The sequence below is a fragment of the Aeromonas sp. 6P genome (genome assembly GCF_051919525.1).
GTDB lineage: Bacteria > Pseudomonadota > Gammaproteobacteria > Enterobacterales > Aeromonadaceae > Aeromonas > Aeromonas veronii.
On record NZ_JBQBEO010000002.1, the window covers coordinates 183981 to 205983 of the forward strand.

The following is a 22003-nucleotide window of genomic DNA, read 5'->3' on the forward strand; positions in this document are numbered from 1 at the left end:
TGTGACGCCTTGAAACTACAGCAATTGAAGTATTTGATCGCGATCCGGGACCACAACCTCAATGTGTCCGTGGCTTCCGATGCGCTCTTCACCAGTCAGCCGGGGGTCAGCAAACAGATTGGCCTGCTGGAGAGCGAGCTGGGGGTGCGGATTTTCGAGCGCCGTGGCAAGCACCTGCACCGCATTACGCCGGTGGGGGAAGAGATCATCAAGTGTGCCGAGGCGATGCTCAATATCGAGAGCAAAATCAAGGCGATCTCCCGCGAGTATCTGGATCCGACCGTGGGCACTCTCAACATCCACACTACCCACACCATCGCCCGCTATCTGCTGCCCAAGTCGGTCACCTACTTCACCAAGAAGTACCCCAAGATCTCGTTCCACCTCCATCCGGTAATGTCGGCGAGCAAGGAGCAGATCAGCAAGGGTTACTCCGATTTCTCCATCGTTGCCCACGAGATTGGCTTCGACAAGGAGCTGATCGCGCTGCCCGCCTACCTCTGGACCCTCTCGCTGGTGGTGCCGCAGGATCACCCCCTGGCCAAGGTGAAGAAGCCGACGCTGGAGCAGCTCTGCCACTACCCGATCCTCAGCTACGAGAGTGGCGCCACTGGCCGTCAGGTGCAGGACGAGGTGTTCCATGCCGCCGGTCTCACCCCGAGCTACTACATGACGGTGATGGACGCCGGGGTGATCAAGCGCTACGTGGAGCTGGGCTTTGGCATAGGCATCATCTCCTCGCTGGTGGCTAACGACACCGACAGCCCCGGGCTGGTCTCCATCAATCTGGAGCATCTGTTCAAGCCCTGTCCGGCGCAGATCTGTTTCAGCAAGAGCATCTTGCTGCAGAACTACATGTATGACTTCATCAGCTCCTTCTCGCCCCACCTCACCAAAGAGGTGATCCAGAGCGTGATGCAGCAGCCGAGTCAGGCGCGTATCGACGAGCTGCTGGCCGGGGTGGAGCTGCCCATCTATTGATCCCGATCGGATTCCCGATCGCTGCCGGTTGTCTCTTCTGTCAGGCTGGGCTCTACTCGGGGTTCAGCCTGTCTCTTTAGGGCTATCTCCATCGTCCGAGGTCTCTATGTCCCGCATTCTGCTGCTTGCCAATCTCAACTGTGATCATGTGCTCTCCCTCTCCGAACCGCTGGTGGCGGGGGCCCGGCTGCAATATGTGGATCAGGGGCGCAGGCTCGGCGGTGGCGCCGCCAATACCGGCATAGGGCTGGTATGGGCAGGTCACGAGGTGACCATTGCCTCCCGCATCGGGCTGGACGAGACCGGCGACTGGCTGCTGGAGCAGGCGGCCGGTTACGGGCTGGATTGCAGCCATGTGGAGCGCTTTGGCGGCGAGACCGGCGAGTTGCTGATCCTGGTGGACTCCACCGGCGAGCGCACCATACTGCGCCGCCCGCGGCGTCCCGACCTGCCCGGCGATCTGCCGCTGGAGGGGGTGGATTGCCTCTATGTGAACTATCCCGGTACCGCCATCATCAGTTACATGCGCCAGATGCTCGGCAAGAGCTTCGTGGTAGCCCAGTATCCCAAGGGCGGCCAAGCGCGCCGCCCCTGTCATGTGCTGGTGGCCTCCCGCTCCGATCTCGGCGAGGTGAACGACCCCTGGCAACATGCCCGCCAGCTGGCGGGGGAGCAGCTCGAATGGCTGGTATTGACCGAGGGCAAGGCGGGCGCAGTGGCCATCCACGGCGATGAGCAGATCCGGGTTGCCGCCCGGCCAGTATCTGTGGTCGATACCACGGGGGCGGGGGATGCCTTCGCTGGCGGATTGATCCATGGTCTGGCGCGGGGCATGGCGATCAAGGATGCGTTGCAGTGCGCGGTGGACTGGGGCGCGTTTGCCGTCGCCTCCGAGAGCTCCATCCCCTCGTTTGCGCTGAAAAACTGGTTGAAACAACCCCACTGAACCACCTCCTTGACTGTCGATTGAGGGGCGGTTCGCAGGCCATATGGCTGCTGGTCGAAGGGGCTTGGTAAGGGGAACTATTCGGGAGATTTACCTGCCATAAAGCGGGCAAACGCCGGGCTAACCCGGCAAGTTTGCGATCAATCAAAGAAAGTGTCGATTTATGTGCATCTTCATCGACACCCGGTTGTGCTGCTCTTAACCTGTCACTCCGCAACTCAGATTAAGAGACAGGCCCCCTCTGGCGAACCAATTGGCAAACAGAGGCGAACCGGTTGTCTCCTGCCTCTTAGCTCAATGTTGTCGTCCTGATTCCTGGCTTGTAGTAAGAGGCAAGTGCGACCATGCAACTGACACGATTTACCGACTACGCCCTGCGTACCCTGACCTTCCTGGCGGTTCAGCCGGGGGATCGTCTGTCGACCATTACCGAAGTGGCCGATACCTTCGGCATCTCTCGCAACCACGTGGTCAAAATTGTGCACCAGCTTGGCATCAAGGGGTACATTGAGACGGTACGCGGCAAGCACGGTGGCATCCGCCTCGGTCGCTCTGCAGTCTCTATCAACCTGCGGGATGTGGTGATGGACATGGAGCATGTGCTCTGTCCGGTCGATTGCAAGCGTGAAAACTGCCGACTCTCCGGTGGCTGCCGCATTCAGGGCATTCTGCGCCGCGCCATGAACGCCTTCCTCGAAGTGCTGGGTGAGTACACCCTGGCCGATGCGGTGCGCGATCCCAATCGTCTCTGCCACCTGCTGGGTATCGAGCAAGAGACTATTGTGACCATGGCCTGACGGGGCGTGGAATATCGAACAAGATGTGAAAGGGGCCTGATGGCCCCTTTTGCTTTTGTACGCAGGTGGTTTTTAACGACTGCCTGGCTGGCGGATCAGGGTGATGGCGCCGTGCAGGCAGGCGAGGCCACAGGCACCGCAGCCATTGCAGGCATCCATATTGACGTTGATGCCGTCGGCGGTGGCCTTGATCGCCTGTTGCGGGCAGGCATCTTCACAGAGCAGGCAGTAGAAGCCCTGCCGTGCCTGACAGCTCTCCTCGATCTGGACCCGGGTCTGCACCTGCCGACCCAGTTGCAGGTCGAGGGCGCCGGTGGGACAGGCTCTGGCGCAGCTGCCGCAGTAGCTGCACTGGCCGCAGGCGAGATCGAGTACCGGCGTACCGGCGATGGGGCTCCCTTCGTACTCCTCCTGGGTGGCCGGTTTGAGCAGACCGCGCGGGCAGGCCTTGAAACATTCGCCACAGCGGGTGCAGAGGGAGAGGTACTGGGACTCCTCGATGGCCCACGGCGGGCGCGCTTCATGGCAAACCACGGCGGGCTTGCGGGAAGCTTGCCAACCTTGTGTCAGCCAACGGAGGAAATAGTGAGTCATGCTCGCCCCTGATACCTATTAGGGGTTAATTTTATCGAAGTTTCGGGAAGCAGGCCAGAGAATAGCGGCCGTCAGGATCGCAAGCGCAGTTGCCCTTGTGTAAGCTAGGCGGGTCTTTTTACGTGGTTGAATGAAAACATATGTGGCTATTTCTCTGGCGTGCGTCCCTGCTCTATGTCTTTCCCCTGCTGATGTGGGCCTACTGCCGCATCAAGGGTATCGAGTTCACCGAGCTCGATACCGGCGTCAACACCCACAAGTGGGTGGTGCTGGCCGCCTACCTCGTCTACGTGGTGATCTGGATCCTGGTTAACCGCTATCTCGAACTCTTCCTGCGTCAGCGGAGCCGTAAATGATCGACCCCGGGCTCTGGGGGATCTTACTGCCCGCGGCCGTGCTGGCCCTCGGGCTTGGCTGGCTGATCGGGCGACGTACCGCCACGGCGCAGGCTCAGGAGCTGATGCTGGCGCAGGAGCGTTATCAGGCGCTGCAGGATCGCTTCGACGAGTTGCAGGATGAGCGGATGCAGGGCCAGCAGAAGCTTGATCAGCAGCAGACCCTGCTGATCAAGCTCACCGCCCGCCTCAAGGATGCGGAAGCGACCCTGCGCAGCGAACGGCTGGCCGCCGCCGAGAAGCTGCAACTGCAACAGGAGGCGGAGCAGCGTCTCAGCCAGCAGTTCGAGAATCTCGCCAACCGGATCTTCGAGCAAAATTCCGGCAACTTCCGCGAATTGAACCAGAACAGCCTCGATCTGCTGCTCACCCCGCTCAAAGAGCAGCTCGAGGGTTTTCGCCGTCAGGTGGGGGAGACCCACGCCCAGGAGACGGCCCAGCGCCACAGCCTCAAGTTCGAGCTGGAGCGTCTTGCCGAGCTCAACGCCCGCATGACCGAGGAGGCGGCGGCGCTGACCCGCGCCCTCAAGGGTGACAGCAAGCAGCAGGGCAACTGGGGTGAAGTGGTGCTGGCGCGGATCCTCAGCGAATGCGGCTTGCGCGAGGGCCACGAGTACCACACCCAGGTCAATATCGAGGGGGAGAAGGGCAAGCGCTACCAGCCCGATGTCATCGTCCACCTGCCGCAAGAGAAGGACATCATCATCGACGCCAAGGTGTCGCTGACCGCCTACGAGCGCTGGTACAACGCTGAGGACGAGCTGGAGAAGGCGGTGGCGCTCAAGGAGCACGTCGCCTCGGTGCGCAACCATATCCGCGAGCTGGGCCGCAAGGATTACCAGCAGCTGCCCGGGGTGCGCACCCTCGACTATGTGCTGATGTTCGTGGCGGTAGAGCCCGCCTTCCTCACCGCGATGGAGGCCGATCCCTCGCTGGTGCGTTACGGTCTCGACAACAACATCCTGCTGGTGAGCCCCACCAACCTGATGGTGGCGCTGCGCACCATCGAGAACTTGTGGCGCTACGAGCGGCAGAACCAGAATGCCCGCCAGATTGCCGAGCGGGCCGGTCGTCTCTACGAAAAGCTGCGGCTGTTTGTCGAGGAGATGCAGCAGATGGGCGGCAGCTTGCACAAGGCGCAGGAGAGCTACGACAAGGCAATGGGACGGCTGGTCAACGGCCGTGGCAACCTGATTGCGCAGGTCGAGCGTTTCCGCGAGCTGGGGGTGGAGGTGACCAAGAGTCTGCCCGAGCCGCTGGTGGAGCGGGCGCTGGAGCGCGACAAGGAGCAGGAGTAGTTTTTACCTGCACCGTCATCAGCAAAGGCCCAAACCCTGTTTGGGCCTTTTACTATCTACCGTCTGCCTAGCGCTTACCCATCTTCAGAACTCCGTAAATAGAAACGGCCCACCGAAGTGGGCCGTTTCTATTTGCAGTGCCGGTGTGGATCAGCGGCTGGCGGCGCGGGCGCTCAGCTCGGCTTTCTCGCTATCGCTCAGGAAGGCCAGGGTCAGGCCGTTCTGCTGGGCGGTGCGGATTTCGCTTGCGGTCATGCCGGCGGCCGGGGCAGCCACCTCATATTCGTGGGGCAGGTCGATGCCCTCTACTGCCGGGTCGTCGGTGTTGAGGCAGGCCAGCACACCGGCGGCAAGGAACTGGCGGATCGGGTGTTCGGTCAGGCTCGCCACCGTGGTGGTCTGGACGTTGGAGGTGAGGCAGGATTCGATGCCGATGCGGTGCTCAGCCAGATAGGCCATCAGGGCCGGATCCTGAATCGCTTTGACACCGTGGCCGATACGCTCGGCACCCAGTTCGCGAATGGCCTGCCACATGCTCTCGGGGCCAGCGGCTTCACCGGCGTGTACGGTGACGCGCATGCCTGCATCGCGCACCTTGCGAAAGTGGGCGACAAAGAGTTCGCCCGGGAAGCCCAGTTCGTCACCGGCCAGATCGATGGCGACCAGCTTGTCGCGGTGGGCCAGACAGGCGGCCAGCTCCTGATTGCACTGCTCGGTGCCGAAGGTGCGGCTCATGATGCCGATCAGATTGGCCTTGATGCCGAAGTCACGGCTGCCCGCGGCCACGCCGTCGATGATGGCTTCAACCACGCCTTGCGGGTGCAGCTTATGGGCCATCGCCATATAGGCCGGACTGAAACGCAGTTCGGCATAGTCGATACCGGCGCGCAGCAGATCTTCCACGTTCTCGTAGGCGACCCGGCGGCAGGCTTCATAGTCAGCCAGCACGGCCACACCCCAGTCCAGTTTCTTCAGGAAGGCAACCAGACTCGGCTCGTTTTCGACGATCTGTACGTGGGGGCGCAGCGCTTCCAGCTCGAATGCGGGCAGCTGGATATTGTGTTGGCGACCCAGCTCGAGGATGGTTTGCGGGCGGATGTTGCCGTCCAGATGGCGGTGCAGGTCGGTCAGGGGGAGAGATCTGTCAATCATGGGGGCGCCCTCGTCGAGTCAGGTTTGAAAGCCTGCCATTCTAGGCGGGGCTTTCAAAAAAGATACCCCGTTTATGGTTAAACGGGGTTCTGGCAGGCGGTGATTTGTCAGGGCGTGATGGGAATCGTTTTTCCCCGGGACTCAGGAGAGATCGAGTTCCTTCAGCTTGCGGGTCAGGGTGTTGCGACCCCAGCCAAGCAGGCGTGCCGCCTCCTGCTTGTGGCCGTGGGTGTGCTCCAGCGCCGTCTCCAGCATGATCCGTTCGAACTGGGGCATGGCATCGGCCAGGATGTCGGTTTCTCCCAGCGCCAGCTTGCTGGCCACCCACTCCTGCAACTGCTGCTGCCAGCAACCTGGCATCGCCGGTTGACCCGGTTCGGCACTGTTGGTGATGGGGGTGAGCAGCTCGGCAGGCAGGTCGCCGACCAGCACTTCTTGCCCCGAGGCCATCACGGTGAGCCAGCGGCAGACGTTCTCCAGCTGGCGCACGTTGCCCGGCCAGGGCAGGCGGCTGATATAGGCCTGGGTATCGGGGTGCAGGCTCTTGGCCTCGACGTTCAGCTCTTTGGCTGCGCGCAGCAGGAAGTGACGGGCCAGCTGGGGGATATCCTCACGGCGCTCCTTGAGAGCGGGGATGTGGATGCGAATGACGTTGAGGCGGTGAAACAGATCCTCGCGAAACTCGCCATCGGCGACCCGCTTCTCCAGATTCTGGTGGGTGGCGGCGATGATCCGTACATCCACCTGCACCGGCTGATGGCCGCCTACCCGGTAGAACTGGCCGTCGGCCAAGACCCGCAGCAGCCGGGTCTGCACATCCAGCGGCATGTCGCCGATCTCGTCGAGAAACAGGGTGCCGCCGTCGGCCTGCTCGAAGCGACCGTGGCGGATGTTGTTGGCGCCGGTAAAGGCCCCCTTCTCGTGACCGAACAGCTCCGATTCGATGAAGATCTTTGGGGATAGCCGCCATGTTGAGAGCGATAAAGTTTTTGTGGGCGCGCGGGCTGTGCTTGTGCAGGGCGTGGGCGACCAGCTCCTTGCCGGTACCACTTTGGCCGTTAATCAGAACCGAGATGCTGGAGCGTGACAGGCGACCGATGGCGCGGAACACCTCCTGCATCGCCGGTGCCTCACCGATGATCTCGGGAGTGGCGGTGGCCTCTTGCTGGCGAGACTTGCGCTTGGTGCGCTGCTCCTTGAGGTGATTCTCGGCGCGACGCACCAAGGTTACCGCTTCGTCGATGTCGAACGGTTTGGGCAGATATTCAAAAGCGCCACGCTGGTAGGCGTTGACCGCGCTGTCGAGGTCCGAGTGGGCGGTCATGATGATGATGGGCAGATCGGCCTGACGGCGGTGGATCTGCTCCAGCAGGCTCAAACCATCGATGCCGGGCATCCGGATATCGGAGAGGATCACATCGGGCGAGCGCAGCTCAAGGGCGTGCAGCAGGGCCTCGCCATCGGCAAAGCTCTCGCAGTTGAAGCCTTCGCTGCCGAGAGTGCGCTCCAGCACCCAGCGGATAGAACTGTCGTCATCGACGATCCACACTTTGGCGGTCATGGGGTTCCCTTACTTGCGAAGCGGTAGAAAAATGGTGAATTCGGTGTGACCCGGCCAGCTGATGCAGTCAATCCGCCCCTTGTGCTGGTCGATCAGGTTCTGGGCGATGGAGAGGCCAAGCCCGGTTCCCCCCTCCTTGCCGGTGATCATGGGATAGAACAGGGTGTCGCGAATGGCGTCCGGAATACCGGGGCCGTTGTCGATGATCTTGATCTCCGCCGCCAGCCGGTAACGCTGGCCGTGGATGGTGATCTGGAACGCGGTGCGGGTCTTGATACGGATAAGCCCGGTCTGATCCCCCAGTGCTTCGGCGGCATTTCGCACTATGTTGAGAAACGCCTGCTGCAGCTGATCCGGCTCCATCTCGAATTCGGGGATGCTGGGGTCGTAATCCCGCTCGATGCGAACAGAGGGAGGGAGTTCGAGCTCCACCAGTCGGCGTACCTGCTCCAGCACCGAATGGACATTGTGCATCTGGTGACGGCCGGGGCGCTGGGGGCCGAGCAGCCGATCGACCAGCACCCGCAGCCGGTCGGCCTGCTCGATGATGATGCCGGTATATTCGCGCAGCGCCGGGTCCGGCAGCTCTTTTTGCAGCAGCTGGGCCGCGCCGCGCAGGCCGCCGAGGGGATTCTTGATTTCGTGGGCCAGCCCGCGCACCAGCTCTTTGGCTGCCAGCTGCTGGGCATGTTGCTGCTGCTCCTGGCTGATCTTCTTCTGCTGGTCGATCTTGCGCAGCTCCACCACCAGCAGACGCTGTTCGTGGTCGGCCATCGGGGTGGCGCTCAGCTCCACCAGTCGCGGTTCTCCCTCTACCACCAGAGTCACTTCGCTATCGGTAAAGCCTTGCCCTGACGCGAGGCACTGCTTGAGCCGCTGCAAATCGAGGGAGATATGTTCCAGCAGATGGGGCAGTTCGATGCCGATCAGCCTGCGTTCACTGAGGGAGAGCAGCTGTTCAGCCGCCGGGTTGACGAATTGGATGCAGAGCCGCTCATCCATCAGGATCACGGCGGTCAGCAAATTATCCAAGAGTGTTTTGGCGTTGTCCGAGCGGGTTGGCACAGGTTTCTCCCTAAAACGGTGCTACACACCTGTTATGCACCGATATGGTGCATAGAGTTTACCCGCATCGGTGCGCTATATCACCCCTAGTCGGCTTTGGGGGTGGGTTTGGGAGCCGGCGTCACGCTCGCTCTATGCAGGTAAAAGGTGACTGCACTGGATTTAGCAAGGATCGTACCGTCTTTAGCGAGCAGCTCGAGCTGAGCCTCGTGGGCGCCGCGATCGACGTTTTCGACCCGGACAGAGAGGCTGTTGCTGACGATGGGGGCGGCTTTGCCATCCAGGGTCAGGCGCACATCATACTGGGTCGGAGGTTTGGGGCTGATGGTGCCCTGAAAGACGATGTTGCCTGTGTTGTCGCGCAGGGTGCTGCCCTGTTCCGGGGAGAGCAGTTCGATGGTCAGCTTGGCCGCCTCTTTCTCTTTCTTGGCATCGGCGCCGGTCAGGCTGTTGAAGTTATCCACCTGCACCGATCTGGGCGCGCTGCTGCCCAGCAGCGGGGCGACCCGCAGATCGACCTCTTTGGCGTTTTTGCCGGGTGGTGGCGCATCCGAGTAGTGGGTGATGCCATTGCCATCGACCCAGGAGTAGACCTTGGCCGCATCCGTACCGAACGAGGTCAGCAACAGGAGGCTGAGCACCCCTATGCCATGCTTGTTGTTCATCCATCTCTCCTTGACGGTATTTTGCTTAATCCTATCAGAGAAAAAACCCGCCAGATGGCGGGTTTTGTCACGATTAAGCAAGCTGACCTGATTTAAACGGCCAGTCTGCTGAGACTTAGACGGAGTAGTACAGTTCGAACTCCAGCGGGTGCGGGGTCATGCGCACACGGTCAACATCCTGCTGTTTCAGTTCCAGATAGGAGTTGATGAAGTCATCGCTGAACACGCCGCCACGGGTCAGGAACTCGCGGTCAGCATCCAGAGCGGCCAGGGCTTCGTCCAGAGAACCGGCAACGGTCGGCACTTCTGCGGCTTCTTCCGGCGGCAGGTCGTACAAGTTCTTGTCCATGGCATCGCCCGGATGGATCTTGTTGATGATACCGTCCAGACCGGCCATCAGCTGGGCTGCGAAGGCCAGGTACGGGTTGGCAGCCGGATCCGGGAAGCGCACTTCGATACGACGGGCTTTCGGGCTCGGTACCACCGGGATACGGATGGAGGCAGAGCGGTTGCGGGCAGAGTAGGCCAGCATGACCGGCGCTTCATAACCCGGAACCAGACGCTTGTAGGAGTTGGTGGTCGGGTTGGCGAAGGCGTTGATGGCCTTGGCGTGCTTGATGATACCGCCGATGTAGTGCAGAGCCATCTCGGACAGACCGCCGTACAGGTCACCAGCGAACAGGTTGACGCCGTTCTTGGCCAGAGACTGGTGGCAGTGCATGCCAGAGCCGTTGTCACCGAACATGGGTTTCGGCATGAAGGTAACGGTCTTGTTGTAGGCGTGGGCCACGTTGTGGATCACGTACTTCAGTACCTGTACTTCGTCAGCTTTCAGCGTAAGAGTGTTGAAGCGGGTAGCGATCTCGTTCTGACCGGCAGTGGCCACTTCGTGGTGGTGAGCTTCAACGACCTGGCCCATCTCTTCCAGCACCAGACACATGGCGGCACGGATATCCTGGGAGGAGTCGACCGGTGCAACCGGGAAGTAACCGCCTTTCACGAACGGACGGTGACCCTTGTTGCCATGCTCATAGGCAGTGCCGGAGTTCCATGCGGCTTCTTCAGATTCGATTTTCACGAAGCTGTGGCCCATGGTGTTGGAGAAGGTGATGTTGTCGAACATGAAGAATTCCGGCTCCGGCCCGAACAACACGGTGTCAGCGATGCCGCTGGACTTCAGGAAATCTTCTGCACGCTTGGCGATGGAGCGCGGATCGCGGTCGTAGCCCTGCATGGTGGCAGGCTCCAGCACGTCACAAACGATGTTCAGGGTGGTCTCTTCGGTGAACGGGTCCAGCTTGGCGGAGGCTGCGTCCGGCATCAGTACCATGTCGGATTCGTTGATGCCCTTCCAGCCGCCGATGGAGGAACCATCGAACATCTTGCCGTCTTCGAAGAAATCTTCATCAACCTGGTGAGCAGGGATGGATACATGCTGCTCTTTACCCTTGGTGTCGGTAAAGCGCAGATCAACAAACTTGACTTCGTGTTCCTGGATCAGGGCCAAAACGTTCTGGGCTGACATGCTAAGTAACCTCCGGTGTTAAAACTCTCTGGGTGAATGCGTCGTCGTATTCACATAAGCCAGTATCGTGCCAAGTTTGTGACAGCTTGATTTCAGGGCAATCTCGCTGAAGAGGCTCCCCAAAATCAGGCGATCTCGACTCGCGTTGCATCAATTTAGTGCGATGGTGGATCGTTTTGGTGCACTGTAATGGTGCGCGAAATACGGTCACCGCCCATCTAAGCAGGGTTTGTCAGAGAGGTCTATGATCCAGATCTGTTGTTATGCGCGAATGTACTGCAATTCTGCTAGGCAGATCACAAAGGCAAGAGTACAATTAGCGCCCAATTTTACCCGGTGATTGAGGCGAGAATGTTAGAGAATTTACGCAATATTGCGATTATTGCGCACGTTGACCACGGCAAAACGACTCTGGTTGATAAGCTGCTGCAGCAGTCCGGCACCCTGGACCGCTCCACGGAAGGCCAGGAACGGATCATGGACTCCAATGATCTGGAACGGGAACGTGGCATCACCATTCTCGCCAAGAACACTGCGATCCGCTGGAATGACTACCGCATCAACATCGTTGATACCCCGGGTCACGCCGACTTCGGTGGTGAAGTAGAGCGCGTACTGTCCATGGTTGACTCCGTACTGCTGCTGGTTGATGCCGTAGACGGCCCGATGCCGCAAACCCGTTTCGTGACTCAGAAGGCGTTTGCTCAGGGTCTGAAGCCGATCGTGGTCATCAACAAGGTTGACCGTCCGGGTGCTCGTCCTGACTGGGTAATGGATCAGGTATTCGACCTGTTCGACAACCTGGGCGCGACTGACGAACAGCTGGATTTCAAAGTTGTTTACGCCTCTGCACTGAACGGTTGGGCCACCATGGATCAGGACGTCGAGTCCGAGAACATGGAGCCGCTGTTCCAGGCTATCGTTGACAACGTTGAAGCGCCGAAGGCTGATGCCGAAGGTGGTTTCCAGATGCAGATCTCCCAGCTGGACTACAACTCCTACGTGGGCGTTATCGGTATCGGCCGTATCACCCGTGGTCGCGTCAAGACCAACCAGCAAGTCACCATCGTTGGTGCTGACGGCAAGACCCGTAACGGTAAAGTCGGTCAGGTGCTGGGTTACCTGGGTCTCTCCCGTACTGAAGTTACCGACGCGCAAGCGGGTGACATCATCGCTATCACCGGTCTGGGCGAGCTGAAAATCTCCGACACCATCTGTGACAACGGTGCCGTTGAAGCCCTGCCGCCGCTCTCCGTTGACGAGCCGACCGTGAACATGACCTTCCAGGTCAACACCTCACCGTTCGCTGGTAAAGAAGGCAAGTTCGTGACCTCCCGTAACATTCTGGAGCGTCTGAACCAGGAGCTGGTCCACAACGTGGCCCTGCGCGTGGAAGAGACTGATGATCCGGACAAGTTCCGTGTATCCGGTCGTGGTGAGCTGCACCTCTCCATCCTGATCGAAAACATGCGTCGCGAAGGTTACGAACTGGCTGTGTCCCGTCCGGAAGTAATCCTGCGTACCGTTGATGGCGTTCTGCAAGAACCGTTCGAAACCGTAACGGTGGACGTTGAAGAAGCGCACCAGGGTTCCGTGATGGAGCAACTGGGTCTGCGTAAAGGCGAAATGACCAACATGACGCCGGATGGCAAGGGTCGTGTCCGTCTGGACTTCATGATCCCGAGCCGTGGCCTGATCGGTTTCCAGACCGAGTTCATGACCATGACCTCCGGTACCGGTCTGCTGTACCACACCTTCGACCACTACGGTCCGCACAAGGGTGGCAGCATCGGCGAGCGTCAGAATGGCGTGCTGATCTCCAACGCTACCGGTAAGGCCCTGACCTACGCCCTGTTCGGTCTGCAAGACCGTGGTCGTCTGTTCATCGGTCACGCGACCGAAGTGTACGAAGGCCAGGTGATCGGTATTCACTCCCGTTCCAACGACCTGACTGTTAACTGCCTGAAAGGCAAACAGCTGACCAACATGCGTGCCTCCGGTACCGACGAAGCTCAAGTGCTGACTCCGCCGATCCGCATGACTCTGGAACAGGCTCTCGAGTTCATCGATAACGACGAACTGGTAGAAGTGACTCCGAAGAACATCCGTATCCGCAAGAAATTGCTGACCGAGCTGGATCGTAAGCGCTCTGGCCGTGGTTAATGCCATGTGCTGAGTCTCGGCAGCCCTTGCGGCCGCTGATGGTTCACTGATAAACGGACCCAAACCTCTGGTTTGGGTCCGTTTCTTTATGCCTGTGATCCGCTCTGGCCATCCTGATGAGCTCGTTCAGGCTATCCGGTAATGGGGCTGATGAGCGTTGAGCGAAGGTCGTGGGGATGGGTGAGATAAAAAAGCCGCAGCGGATGAACGCTGCGGCTTTTTGCTGGCTTGCAGTGAGGGATTACTGGCGCCAGAAGGAGGGGAAGAAGAGCACGGCGACCGTCAGGATCTCCAGTCGTCCCAGCAGCATGCCGAATGACAGCAGCCATTTGGCCGATTCCGGCAGGCTGGCAAAGTTGGTGCTGGGGCCGACCACCGGGCCCATGCCCGGGCCGACGTTGGCAACGGCGGTGATGGAGCTGGAGATGGCCGTCAGGGGGTCAAGCCCGATGGCGCCCAGCAGTGCAGCTATCACCAGAATGATGGCGAAGTAGGCTAGTACGAAGGAGATCATCGAGCGGATGATGGCGTCATTGACCGTCCGGCCGTTGTACTTCTGCGGGAAGACAGCAGAAGGGTGCATCAGTTGGCGCATCTGCTTTCTGAACAGGGCGAATGCCACCTGTACCCGGAAGATCTTGAGACCACCCGCAGTGGAGCCTGAACAGGCCCCAAGAGCCAGCAGCACGATGAAGACGATGCTGGCGAGCGGCCCCCAGGTGCCGAAGTCACCAAGGCCGTAGCCGGTGGTGGTGAGCACCGAGACGATGTTGAAGCAGCTGATGCGCAGGGCATCCCAGAAGCCGAACAGATCTCTCTCCCACAGATAGAAGGTCATGATGACGGTGACCCACACCACCAGCCAGAAGAAGCCTCGCACCTGGGCATCCTTGAACAGGCTGTTGTCCCTGTGGTTGAGGCTCTGCACATAGAGCAGGAAGGGCAGGCCACCGAGGAACATGAACAGGGTGCCAATCCAGTGTGCCGAGTTGGAGAAGTGGGACATGGATTGATCGGAGGTGGAGTAGCCGCCGGTACTGAGAGTGGTCATGGCGTGGTTGATCGCCTCGAACATGTTCATGCCGCTGGCCCAGTAGGCCATGAAGCAGAGCATGGAGAGCACCAGATAGACCACGACGATGTTGTTGGCGACCGTCTTGGCACGCGGGGCGCTTTTGTCCGACCAGTCCGAGCTCTCGGTCTGGAACAGCTTCATACCGCCGACGTTGAGGTAGGGCAGCACGGCTACCGCCATCACGATAAAGCCGACCCCGCCCAGCCACTGCAGGATGGATCGCCACAACAGGATGCTGTGGGCCATGTTGTCGAGGCCGGAGAGCACGGTGGAGCCCGTGGTGGTTACCCCCGACATGGTCTCGAAGTAGGCGTCGGTGAAGTTGATGTGGGTGATGAAAACAAAAGGCAGGGCGCCGAAGGCGCAGGCCACCACCCAGACCGAGGTGGTGAGCAGGAACATCTCCCGCACCCCCAGGTGGAACTCCGCCTTGCGCCCGTAATGGAGGCAGAGCAGGGCGGCGCCGTGGGTGATCAGCACCGATTTGAGAAACTCGACGAATCCCTCGGAGCCGGTGAGCAGTGCCAGCAAGGTGGGCAGCCACATGAAGAGCGCCAGCTTGGAGAGCACCAGCCCGAGGGTGAAGATAATGGGACGCAGCTTGATCATGTTCGATAACCTGGTCGTTGATTAACAAAAGACCCGGACCATCCCCTTGGGGGAGCTGAGCCGGGTCTGGTTTGACAGCCTGTGCGCATGAAGACGTTACAGGAAGAAGGGGCTTGGCTGGAACAGCCGCTCCACTTCCGGGATGTACTTCTTGTCCACCAGGAACATGACCACGTGGTCATCCTGCTGGATCTTGGTGCGATCGTGGGCTATCAGCACCTCATCTCCGCGCACTACGGCACCTATGGTGGTGCCCGGCGGCAGCTTGAGCTCGCCCACCGTCTTGCCGACCACCTTGGAGGTGTTCTCGTCACCGTGGGCAATCGCCTCGATCGCCTCGGCAGCGCCGCGGCGCAGACTGTATACGTTGGCGATATCGGCTCGGCGCACATGGGTCAACAGGGCCGAGATGGTGGCCTGCTGCGGCGAGATGGCGATATCGATGGAGCCACCCTGCACCAGATCGACGTAGGCGCCGCGCTGGATCAGCACCATGGTCTTCTTGGCACCCATCTTCTTGGCGAGCAGCGCCGACATGATGTTGGCCTCATCCTCGTTGGTCACGGCGATGAAGACGTCGATCTGGTCGATATGCTCCTCGGCCAGCAGCTCTTGATCAGCCGCATCGCCGCAGAAGACGATGGTGTTCTCCAGCAGTTCGGAGAGCTGCTCCGCCCGCTTCTGGTTGCGCTCGATAAGCTTGACGCTGTAGCGCTTCTCCAGCTGGCGGGCGAGACCCGCGCCGATGTTGCCACCACCGACGATCATGATGCGACGGTAGGGGCTCTCGAGGCGCTGCAGCTCCGACATCACGGCACGGATATGGCCCGCGGCGGCGACGAAGAAGACCTCGTCATCCGCTTCGATGATGGTGGTACCTTGCGGACGGATCGGGCGGCCCTGACGGAAGATGGCCGCTACCCGAGTTTCGATGTTAGGCATGTGCTCGCGCAGGGTGGAGAGGGCATTGCCCACCAGCGGGCCACCGTAGTAGGCCTTGACCGCCACCAGACCGACGCGACCACCTGCAAAATCAACCACTTGCAGGGCACCCGGATATTCGATCAGGCGACGCACATAGTCGGTCACCAACTGCTCCGGCGCGATCAGGTGATCCACCGGCACCGATTCCGGCAGGAACAGGCGATCCCGCTCGGTCAGATAGGCTGGCGAGCGGATCCGCGCCACCTTGTTCGGGGTGTTGAACAGGGAGTAGGCCACCTGACAGGCGATCATGTTGGTCTCGTCACTGTTGGTGACGGCGACCAGCATGTCGGCATCCTGAGCTCCCGCTTCGCGCAGCACCTTGGGGTGAGCGCCATGGCCGTTGACCACTCGCAGGTCAAACTTGTCCTGCAGTTCGCGCAGGCGCTCACTGTCGGTATCGACGATGGTGATGTCGTTGTTCTCTCCGGCCAGGTTCTCGGCCAGAGTGCCGCCGACCTGGCCGGCTCCCAAAATGATGATTTTCATAGGGAACGTCTACTCACGTTGATGCTGTAAAGGGGAGCGCCAGAATGGATCTGGCTGCTCTCCCGAATGAGGTTTGTCATGCCCGGTTCAGAGCTTGACCAGTTTGGCGTAGTAGAAGCCATCCATCTCGGCTTCACCCGGCAGGAACTGGCGACCCGGGCAGTCCGGGGTGTCCTGTTCGTGCAACGGTACCAATTTGGCATCTTTGGTCGCGGCAAGGAAGGCGCGGATCTGTTCGCGGTTCTCTTCCGGCAGGACGGAGCAGGTGGCGTAGAGCAGGGTGCCGCCGCTTTTCAGCTTGCCCCAGAGGGCATTGAGAATGCGGCGCTGCAGCTCGGCCAGCTCGCGGATGTCCTGATCACGGCGCAACCACTTGATGTCGGGGTGGCGACGGATAACACCGGTGGCGGAGCAGGGGGCGTCCAGCAGGATGCGGTCGAACTGGCCCTCCGGCCACCACTGTTCCGGTGCCGCGGCATCGCCGTGGATCACTTTGGCGGTGAGGCCGATGCGATCCAGGTTCTCCTGCACCCGCTTGAGGCGGTTCTCGTCGGCATCAACGGCGACCACCCCGGCCAGCTTGGGCTGACGCTCCAGCAGGTGGGCGGTCTTGCCGCCGGGGGCGGCGCAGGCATCCAGCACCCACTCACCCGGTTGCGGGTCGAGCAGTGCCGCGGCCTGTTGTGCTGCACCATCCTGTACCGAGCAGTCACCGACCTCGAAGCCGGGCAGCTTGGTCACATCGCAGGGACGCTCCAGCAGGATGCAATCCTCTCCCTCTTCACCGGCCACGGCATTGATGCCGGCTTCAGCCATGCGAGCCAGCATGGCATCGCGGCTCTGGCGCTGGCTGTTGTTGCGGATCCACATGGGGGGGCGCTGGTTGTTCGCCTCCATGATGAATTCCCACTCATCGTGATAGGCCTGACGCAGGCGCTTGGTGAGCCACTCCGGATGACCGAGGCGAATGCTGGGAACGCGGTCGATACGCAGCAAAATGACTTCGGCGCTGCGCTGGAAGTTGCGCAGCACGCCGTTGATGAGGCCACGCAGGGAGGTGCCCTTGAGCAGTTTGACGGCGTTGACGGTCTCGGCCACCGCGGCGTGAGCCGGAATGCGAGTGTAGATGAGTTGATAGAGACCGACCAGGATGAGGTAGTGGAAAATGCGGCTCTTGTTCTTGAGCGGCTTGTCCATCATCTCGTTGACTGCCGCATCGAGGCGGGGTAGCCAGCGCAGGGTGCCGTAGCAGAGTTCTTGCAGGAGAGCGCGATCGCGAGGTGCAACTTTCTCCTGGGCAGCAGGCAGAACAGCGGAGAGGGATTGACCCTGATCCAGCACCTGTTGAATAACGAGAGCGGCCTGTGCACGTGTTTTCATAGAGTTACCTTAGATGCGCAAGTCGGGGCCTGGGCCCCGCTTGTGTCAATTCAATCCAGTTCAATTCAATTGCGTGCCGGGTTCAAACCAGTCGCGGCGAGAGTTGAGCAGATCCGAAACGGACATCGCCTTCTTGCCGGGCGGTTGCAGGGTCAGCAGGCGCAGTACCCCTTTGCCGGTCGCGATATCGATCCCCTGCTTGTCGGCCTTGAGCAGGGTGCCGGCGGGTTGGCCGTGGTCGCTGTCAATGACGGCGGCTTGCCATACCTTGACGGTCTGGTCAGCCACTTCAAACCAGCTGATGGGCCAGGGGTTGAACGAGCGGATGCAGCGTTCGATGGCAACCGCCTCCATCGACCAGTCGATGCGGGCCTCTTCCTTGGAGAGCTTTTCGGCGTAGTTGGCCAGCGCATCATCTTGCACCTCGGCAGCGGTTTCACCGGCGGCCATGGCATTGATGGTGTCGACCAGTGCTTGCGGGCCCAGCTCGGCCAGCTTGTCATAGAGGCTGGCGGAAGTCTCGTCAGCGGCGATGGGGCAGCTGACCTTGCGGATCATGGCACCGGTATCCAGTCCCACATCCATCTGCATGATGGTGACGCCGGTTTCGGCATCGCCCGCCCAGATAGAGCGCTGGATCGGTGCGGCACCGCGCCAGCGGGGCAGCAGGGAGCCATGGACGTTGATGCAGCCCAGCCGCGGGGTATCGAGTACCACCTTGGGCAGGATCAGGCCATAGGCCACCACCACCATCAGATCGGCGCCAAGGGCCGCCAGCTCGGCTTGCGCCTCTTCCTTGCGCAGAGAGGCAGGTTGGTAAACCGGCAGGTTGTGGGCCAGTGCCAGCTCTTTGACCGGGCTGGCGGTGAGCTTCTGGCCACGGCCAGCGGGCTTGTCAGGCTGGGTATAAACGGCAACGACCTCGTGGTCGGAAGACAACAACGCCGCCAGGTGACGGGCGGCGAAGTCGGGAGTACCGGCAAAAATCAGTTTCAGCTTATTCAATGGGGCAGATCCTCAGAGGACTTTGCGATCTTCACGGGCCATCTTTTCCAGCTTCTGGCGAATGCGCTGGCGCTTGAGCGGGGACAAGTAATCCACAAACAGCTTGCCGACCAGATGATCCATCTCATGCTGGATGCAAATGGCGAGCAGATCGTCGGCTTCCAGCTCGAATGGCTTGCCGTTGCGATCCAGGGCGCGGATTTTGATCTGTTCAGCGCGAGGCACCAGAGCACGGCTGCCGGGCACGGAGAGGCAACCCTCTTCGATACCGGTGCTGCCGCACTGCTCGATGACCTCCGGATTGATCAATACCAGAGGATCTTCACGGTTTTCAGAGACATCGATCACTATGATGCGCTGGTGAATGTCGACCTGAGTCGCGGCCAGGCCAATGCCTTCCTCCGCGTACATGGTTTCGAACATATCATCTACAATCTGTTGTAACTCGGGTGTAAAGGTCTCGACAGGGGCTGCAACGGTGCGCAGGCGCTCATCGGGAAAACGCAATACATCTAGAATGGCCATAGTTTTTTCTTTAGTTTCGTATAAATGCAGTCAATATTGGCGTAATTCTAGTCATTTACGCCGACAAAAAACAGCAACACTTTGCGTACAGAAGTAACAGGGAGTGTTATGTATCTGAAGCAAACCATCCTCGCCTGCCTGCTGGTGACCGTGAGTCAGGCAGCACTGGCCGATCAGCTGAGGCTGAAAGCGGGTTACCCCGAAAGCTATGTAGTGCAAAAAGGCGACACCCTGTGGGATATCTCCGGCAAGTATCTTTCCGAACCCTGGCTCTGGCCCCGTCTCTGGAACATCAATCCGCAGATAGCCAATCCTCACTGGATCTACCCCGGTGATGTACTGCATCTGAGCTGGGTCAATGGTGAACCCCGACTCGGCAAGGCGATGCAGGGTGGCAAGCAAGTCATCCGTCTCGGCCCGAAAACCCGTTACGAGAACAAAGCCAACCCCATTCCGACCCTGCCTATCAGCGAGATCGGCCCCTTCCTGCAAACCGACCATATTCTGGCTGACAGCCAGCAGCAGAAAACCTTGCCCTATCTGCTGGGGTCGGATCAGAAGCATATCGGCATGCTGGAGGGGGACACCCTCTATGTGCAGGGCTCCCTGACGCCGGGGCAGGTTTATGGCATTTATCACCCCGGAGTGGTCTACAAGGATCGCGAAACCGGTGAACTGCTGGGCCAGGAGGCGATCTTTGCCGGTGTGGTGCGGGCCGTGGCGCGTCTTGATGGCGAGCGGACTGAAGTTACCCTCACTCATAACCAGCGCGAAGTGCTGCAGGGCGACAAGGTGATGCCGCTGCCGGCTCAGGAAAACATGCCCGCCGTCTTCACACCGAAAGCGGCACCTGCCATCACGCCGGGCTATATCATCGATTTGCCGAACAAGACCCGGGGCGGTGGCAAGTTTGATGTGGTGCTGATCAACCGAGGTGGCCGTGATCAACTGGTCGCCGGGGATGTGTTGGATGTCAGACGACCCGGTGCTGCTCTGGTTACCAAGAATGGCGATGTACAGTACAAGGAGCTCTCGTCGGTTTTTAACCGGGTGTTTTACAGCAGCAACAAGAAGGCACCACTGCCCTCTGAAGCGATTGCCCGCGTCATGTTGTTCAAGGTGTATGACAAGCTGAGTTACGGTCTCATCATGCAGAGTAACGACATGGTGAGTGCGGGCTATCAGGTCACTCACTTCTGACGTGAACTACCCCGACGCGCGTCTGGCGCTCTGGCTAACTCTCGATGCGGTCACCGGTATCGGTCCGGTGACCGCTGCACGTCTGTTGGAACGGGCTGGGGGAAGTATTGTGCCCTGTTCCAGAGCGATGAAGCGCAATTGCATGGTATGGGGTTATCGTCAGAGCAGATCAAGCAACTGCGCTGGCCCTCGCCAGTGGTTGAGCAGAGCCTGGCTTGGGCTGCTTTGCCTGACAATCTCCTTATTCCGCAAGATCACCCGATTTATCCACCCTTGTTGCGAGAAATTCCCGCGGCCCCCCTGTTGCTCTACTGTCGTGGCGATCTTGCTGTGCTGTCGCGACCCCAGCTGGCAATGGTGGGGACACGCCATCCGACCTATGCAGGCAAAGATAATGCCTCCCGCCTCTGTAGCGAGCTGGTTGGATGCGGGCTGGCCATCACCTCGGGCCTTGCGCTCGGTATCGATGGTGTCTGCCATCAGCAAGCGCTGGCTGGTGGCGGTATCACCCTTGCCGTGTTGGGTTCCGGGCTGGATTGCCTCTACCCCAAACGTCATCAGGGGCTGGCAGGCCAGATTCTGGAGAGCGGTGGTTTGCTTATCTCCGAGCTGGCGCCGGATAAAGGACCGCTGGCTGAACATTTTCCTCGTCGCAACCGTATTATCAGTGGTCTGTCGCTGGGAACTCTGGTGGTGGAGGCGACCGAGCAGAGCGGTTCGCTGATCACCGCTCGCTATGCGCTTGAACAGGGGCGCGAAGTGTTTGCGGTACCCGGCGCCCCGCAAAATGCCCAGGCGATAGGGTGCAACAGATTAATTCAGCAGGGGGCCAAACTTGTGCTGAGTGCGGCCGATATAGTGGAAGAGCTGCCAGAGTGGGTCGCACGGCCAGATCCGTCGGTCATACCATCTGAGCAACCGCATAATAGCGAATTGCCTTATGCCGATTTGTTGGATAACGTAGATTATGAGACCACGAGCGTGGATACCGTTGCCGAGCGGGCCCAGCTTCCTGTCGAAGTGGTATTGGGCAGGTTGGTAGAGCTGGAGCTGGCCGGTGCAGTGATGGCGGTAGCCGGTGGATACGTCAGAGCGAGGAGGGCGAATCATGTTTGATGTATTGATGTACCTTTTCGAGACCTACATCCACAGCGATGCAGATGTGATGGTCGAGCAGGATGAGCTCACCGACGAGTTGAGCCGGGCCGGTTTCGATAAAGAAGAGATCGACAAGGCGCTCGACTGGCTGGAGCGATTGGCCAATCTGCACGATAGCGAGCGGGAGGTCTATGTCACCGCCAGTGCGCAAGGCTCGATGCGTATCTATGCTCCGCAAGAGCTGGCACGCCTCAGCACCGAGTGCCGCGGCTTCCTGCTCTTTCTGGAACAGGCCCAGGTGCTGAATGCCGAAACCCGCGAGATCTGTATCGAGCGCCTGCTCGAGCTGGACAAGCCGGATATCGAGCTGGATGACCTGAAGTGGGTCGTCATGATGGTGCTGTTCAACGTACCGGGCAGTGAAAATGCCTACCAGCAGATGGAAGAGCTGGTGTTTGATGAGTCAGACGGCGTCATTCACTGACAGTCCGGTGCC

At 60.0% G+C, this 22003-nt stretch carries 18 protein-coding genes and 2 pseudogenes; 9 read left to right on the plus strand and 11 right to left on the minus strand.

The genetic code is table 11. The features are described from left to right. Window positions 1-9: 9 nt before the first annotated feature. From ACTG2J_RS00895 to ACTG2J_RS00905, 3 genes are all read left to right on the plus strand, one after another. Window positions 10-981: a LysR substrate-binding domain-containing protein gene (locus tag ACTG2J_RS00895; protein ID WP_005356189.1), complete on the plus strand. Its 972-nt coding sequence runs from the start codon at window positions 10-12 to the stop codon at window positions 979-981. Between the two features lie 106 nt (window positions 982-1087). Continuing rightward, complete coding sequence (locus ACTG2J_RS00900; RefSeq protein ID WP_335820205.1) at window positions 1088-1927, plus strand: PfkB family carbohydrate kinase; 840 nt, start codon at window positions 1088-1090, stop codon at window positions 1925-1927. Between the two features lie 344 nt (window positions 1928-2271). After that, window positions 2272-2724, plus strand: coding sequence for an Rrf2 family transcriptional regulator (locus ACTG2J_RS00905; RefSeq protein WP_005339654.1), 453 nt, complete (start codon window positions 2272-2274; stop codon window positions 2722-2724). A 72-nt stretch (window positions 2725-2796) separates the two neighbouring features. On the opposite strand, the gene ACTG2J_RS00910 is transcribed toward ACTG2J_RS00905, so the two are convergent. Next, window positions 2797-3318, minus strand: coding sequence for a ferredoxin-type protein NapF (locus tag ACTG2J_RS00910; protein ID WP_005339657.1), 522 nt, complete (start codon window positions 3316-3318; stop codon window positions 2797-2799). Between the two features lie 140 nt (window positions 3319-3458). Between ACTG2J_RS00910 and ACTG2J_RS00915 the strand changes: the two genes are divergently transcribed. Both ACTG2J_RS00915 and rmuC read left to right on the plus strand, forming a co-directional pair. Next, a complete protein-coding gene (locus ACTG2J_RS00915; RefSeq protein WP_103250690.1) occupies window positions 3459-3674 on the plus strand; it encodes a hypothetical protein in 216 nt (71 codons plus the stop codon). Beyond that, window positions 3671-5011 carry a DNA recombination protein RmuC gene (gene rmuC, locus ACTG2J_RS00920; protein ID WP_257686830.1) on the plus strand — a complete coding sequence of 447 codons (1341 nt, stop codon included), beginning with the start codon at window positions 3671-3673 and terminating at the stop codon, window positions 5009-5011. The genes ACTG2J_RS00915 and rmuC overlap by 4 nt, the downstream gene beginning before the upstream one ends. A gap of 150 nt (window positions 5012-5161) precedes the next feature. Here the strand turns inward: rmuC and add are convergent, their stop codons facing one another. From add to glnA, 5 genes and pseudogenes are all read right to left on the minus strand, one after another. Beyond that, the gene (gene add, locus ACTG2J_RS00925) at window positions 5162-6163 is read right to left on the minus strand and encodes an adenosine deaminase (protein ID WP_257686829.1); all 1002 of its coding nucleotides are present in this window, start codon (window positions 6161-6163) and stop codon (window positions 5162-5164) included. Between the two features lie 141 nt (window positions 6164-6304). After that, a pseudogene (gene glnG / locus ACTG2J_RS00930) lies at window positions 6305-7724 on the minus strand (nitrogen regulation protein NR(I)). Window positions 7725-7733: 9 nt separating this feature from the next. Next, entirely contained in the window at window positions 7734-8789 is a 1056-nt protein-coding gene (gene glnL / locus ACTG2J_RS00935; protein WP_139444367.1) for a nitrogen regulation protein NR(II), read from the minus strand. A gap of 86 nt (window positions 8790-8875) precedes the next feature. Continuing rightward, window positions 8876-9454, minus strand: a complete 579-nt coding sequence (locus ACTG2J_RS00940) for a DUF4124 domain-containing protein (protein ID WP_005339670.1) — start codon at window positions 9452-9454, stop codon at window positions 8876-8878. A 115-nt stretch (window positions 9455-9569) separates the two neighbouring features. After that, window positions 9570-10979 carry a glutamate--ammonia ligase gene (gene glnA, locus ACTG2J_RS00945; RefSeq protein WP_005339672.1) on the minus strand — a complete coding sequence of 470 codons (1410 nt, stop codon included), beginning with the start codon at window positions 10977-10979 and terminating at the stop codon, window positions 9570-9572. 351 nt (window positions 10980-11330) lie between these two features. Between glnA and typA the strand changes: the two genes are divergently transcribed. Next, on the plus strand, window positions 11331-13142 hold the full coding sequence (typA, locus tag ACTG2J_RS00950; RefSeq protein WP_005339679.1) for a translational GTPase TypA: 1812 nt from the start codon (window positions 11331-11333) through the stop codon (window positions 13140-13142). Window positions 13143-13383: 241 nt separating this feature from the next. On the opposite strand, the gene ACTG2J_RS00955 is transcribed toward typA, so the two are convergent. The 5 genes from ACTG2J_RS00955 to def all read right to left on the minus strand — a co-directional run bounded on the left by ACTG2J_RS00955 (window position 13384) and on the right by def (window position 19209). Continuing rightward, window positions 13384-14826 carry a TrkH family potassium uptake protein gene (locus ACTG2J_RS00955; protein ID WP_005341967.1) on the minus strand — a complete coding sequence of 481 codons (1443 nt, stop codon included), beginning with the start codon at window positions 14824-14826 and terminating at the stop codon, window positions 13384-13386. Between the two features lie 96 nt (window positions 14827-14922). Then, window positions 14923-16299: a Trk system potassium transporter TrkA gene (gene trkA, locus ACTG2J_RS00960; protein WP_005339689.1), complete on the minus strand. Its 1377-nt coding sequence runs from the start codon at window positions 16297-16299 to the stop codon at window positions 14923-14925. A gap of 87 nt (window positions 16300-16386) precedes the next feature. Next, window positions 16387-17679 carry a 16S rRNA (cytosine(967)-C(5))-methyltransferase RsmB gene (gene rsmB / locus ACTG2J_RS00965; protein ID WP_005356215.1) on the minus strand — a complete coding sequence of 431 codons (1293 nt, stop codon included), beginning with the start codon at window positions 17677-17679 and terminating at the stop codon, window positions 16387-16389. Window positions 17680-17739: 60 nt separating this feature from the next. Next, the gene (fmt, locus tag ACTG2J_RS00970) at window positions 17740-18684 is read right to left on the minus strand and encodes a methionyl-tRNA formyltransferase (RefSeq protein WP_179902770.1); all 945 of its coding nucleotides are present in this window, start codon (window positions 18682-18684) and stop codon (window positions 17740-17742) included. A gap of 12 nt (window positions 18685-18696) precedes the next feature. Further along, window positions 18697-19209, minus strand: a complete 513-nt coding sequence (def, locus tag ACTG2J_RS00975) for a peptide deformylase (RefSeq protein ID WP_005357510.1) — start codon at window positions 19207-19209, stop codon at window positions 18697-18699. A 108-nt stretch (window positions 19210-19317) separates the two neighbouring features. On the opposite strand from def, the gene ACTG2J_RS00980 reads away from it, so the two are divergent. The 3 genes and pseudogenes from ACTG2J_RS00980 to ACTG2J_RS00990 all read left to right on the plus strand — a co-directional run bounded on the left by ACTG2J_RS00980 (window position 19318) and on the right by ACTG2J_RS00990 (window position 21991). Next, window positions 19318-20409 carry a LysM peptidoglycan-binding domain-containing protein gene (locus ACTG2J_RS00980; protein WP_257686828.1) on the plus strand — a complete coding sequence of 364 codons (1092 nt, stop codon included), beginning with the start codon at window positions 19318-19320 and terminating at the stop codon, window positions 20407-20409. 1 nt (window position 20410) lies between these two features. Then, window positions 20411-21525 (plus strand): annotated as a pseudogene (dprA, locus tag ACTG2J_RS00985) (DNA-processing protein DprA). Continuing rightward, window positions 21518-21991: a DUF494 family protein gene (locus ACTG2J_RS00990; RefSeq protein WP_005339699.1), complete on the plus strand. Its 474-nt coding sequence runs from the start codon at window positions 21518-21520 to the stop codon at window positions 21989-21991. The pseudogene dprA and the gene ACTG2J_RS00990 overlap by 8 nt, the downstream one beginning before the upstream one ends. Window positions 21992-22003: the final 12 nt, after the last annotated feature.

What these genes read in the sequence shown, in the direction of transcription:
- ACTG2J_RS00900 (WP_335820205.1), top strand. Translation starts at nt 1,088, where the DNA reads ATGTCCCGCATTCTGCTGCTTGCCAATCTCAACTGTGATCATGTGCTC.
- ACTG2J_RS00905 (WP_005339654.1), top strand. Translation starts at nt 2,272, where the DNA reads ATGCAACTGACACGATTTACCGACTACGCCCTGCGTACCCTGACCTTC.
- ACTG2J_RS00910 (WP_005339657.1), bottom strand. Translation starts at nt 3,318, where the DNA reads ATGACTCACTATTTCCTCCGTTGGCTGACACAAGGTTGGCAAGCTTCC.
- ACTG2J_RS00915 (WP_103250690.1), top strand. Translation starts at nt 3,459, where the DNA reads ATGTGGCTATTTCTCTGGCGTGCGTCCCTGCTCTATGTCTTTCCCCTG.
- rmuC (WP_257686830.1), top strand. Translation starts at nt 3,671, where the DNA reads ATGATCGACCCCGGGCTCTGGGGGATCTTACTGCCCGCGGCCGTGCTG.
- add (WP_257686829.1), bottom strand. Translation starts at nt 6,163, where the DNA reads ATGATTGACAGATCTCTCCCCCTGACCGACCTGCACCGCCATCTGGAC.
- ACTG2J_RS00940 (WP_005339670.1), bottom strand. Translation starts at nt 9,454, where the DNA reads ATGAACAACAAGCATGGCATAGGGGTGCTCAGCCTCCTGTTGCTGACC.
- glnA (WP_005339672.1), bottom strand. Translation starts at nt 10,979, where the DNA reads ATGTCAGCCCAGAACGTTTTGGCCCTGATCCAGGAACACGAAGTCAAG.
- typA (WP_005339679.1), top strand. Translation starts at nt 11,331, where the DNA reads ATGTTAGAGAATTTACGCAATATTGCGATTATTGCGCACGTTGACCAC.
- ACTG2J_RS00955 (WP_005341967.1), bottom strand. Translation starts at nt 14,826, where the DNA reads ATGATCAAGCTGCGTCCCATTATCTTCACCCTCGGGCTGGTGCTCTCC.
- trkA (WP_005339689.1), bottom strand. Translation starts at nt 16,299, where the DNA reads ATGAAAATCATCATTTTGGGAGCCGGCCAGGTCGGCGGCACTCTGGCC.
- rsmB (WP_005356215.1), bottom strand. Translation starts at nt 17,679, where the DNA reads ATGAAAACACGTGCACAGGCCGCTCTCGTTATTCAACAGGTGCTGGAT.
- def (WP_005357510.1), bottom strand. Translation starts at nt 19,209, where the DNA reads ATGGCCATTCTAGATGTATTGCGTTTTCCCGATGAGCGCCTGCGCACC.
- ACTG2J_RS00980 (WP_257686828.1), top strand. Translation starts at nt 19,318, where the DNA reads ATGTATCTGAAGCAAACCATCCTCGCCTGCCTGCTGGTGACCGTGAGT.
- ACTG2J_RS00990 (WP_005339699.1), top strand. Translation starts at nt 21,518, where the DNA reads ATGTTTGATGTATTGATGTACCTTTTCGAGACCTACATCCACAGCGAT.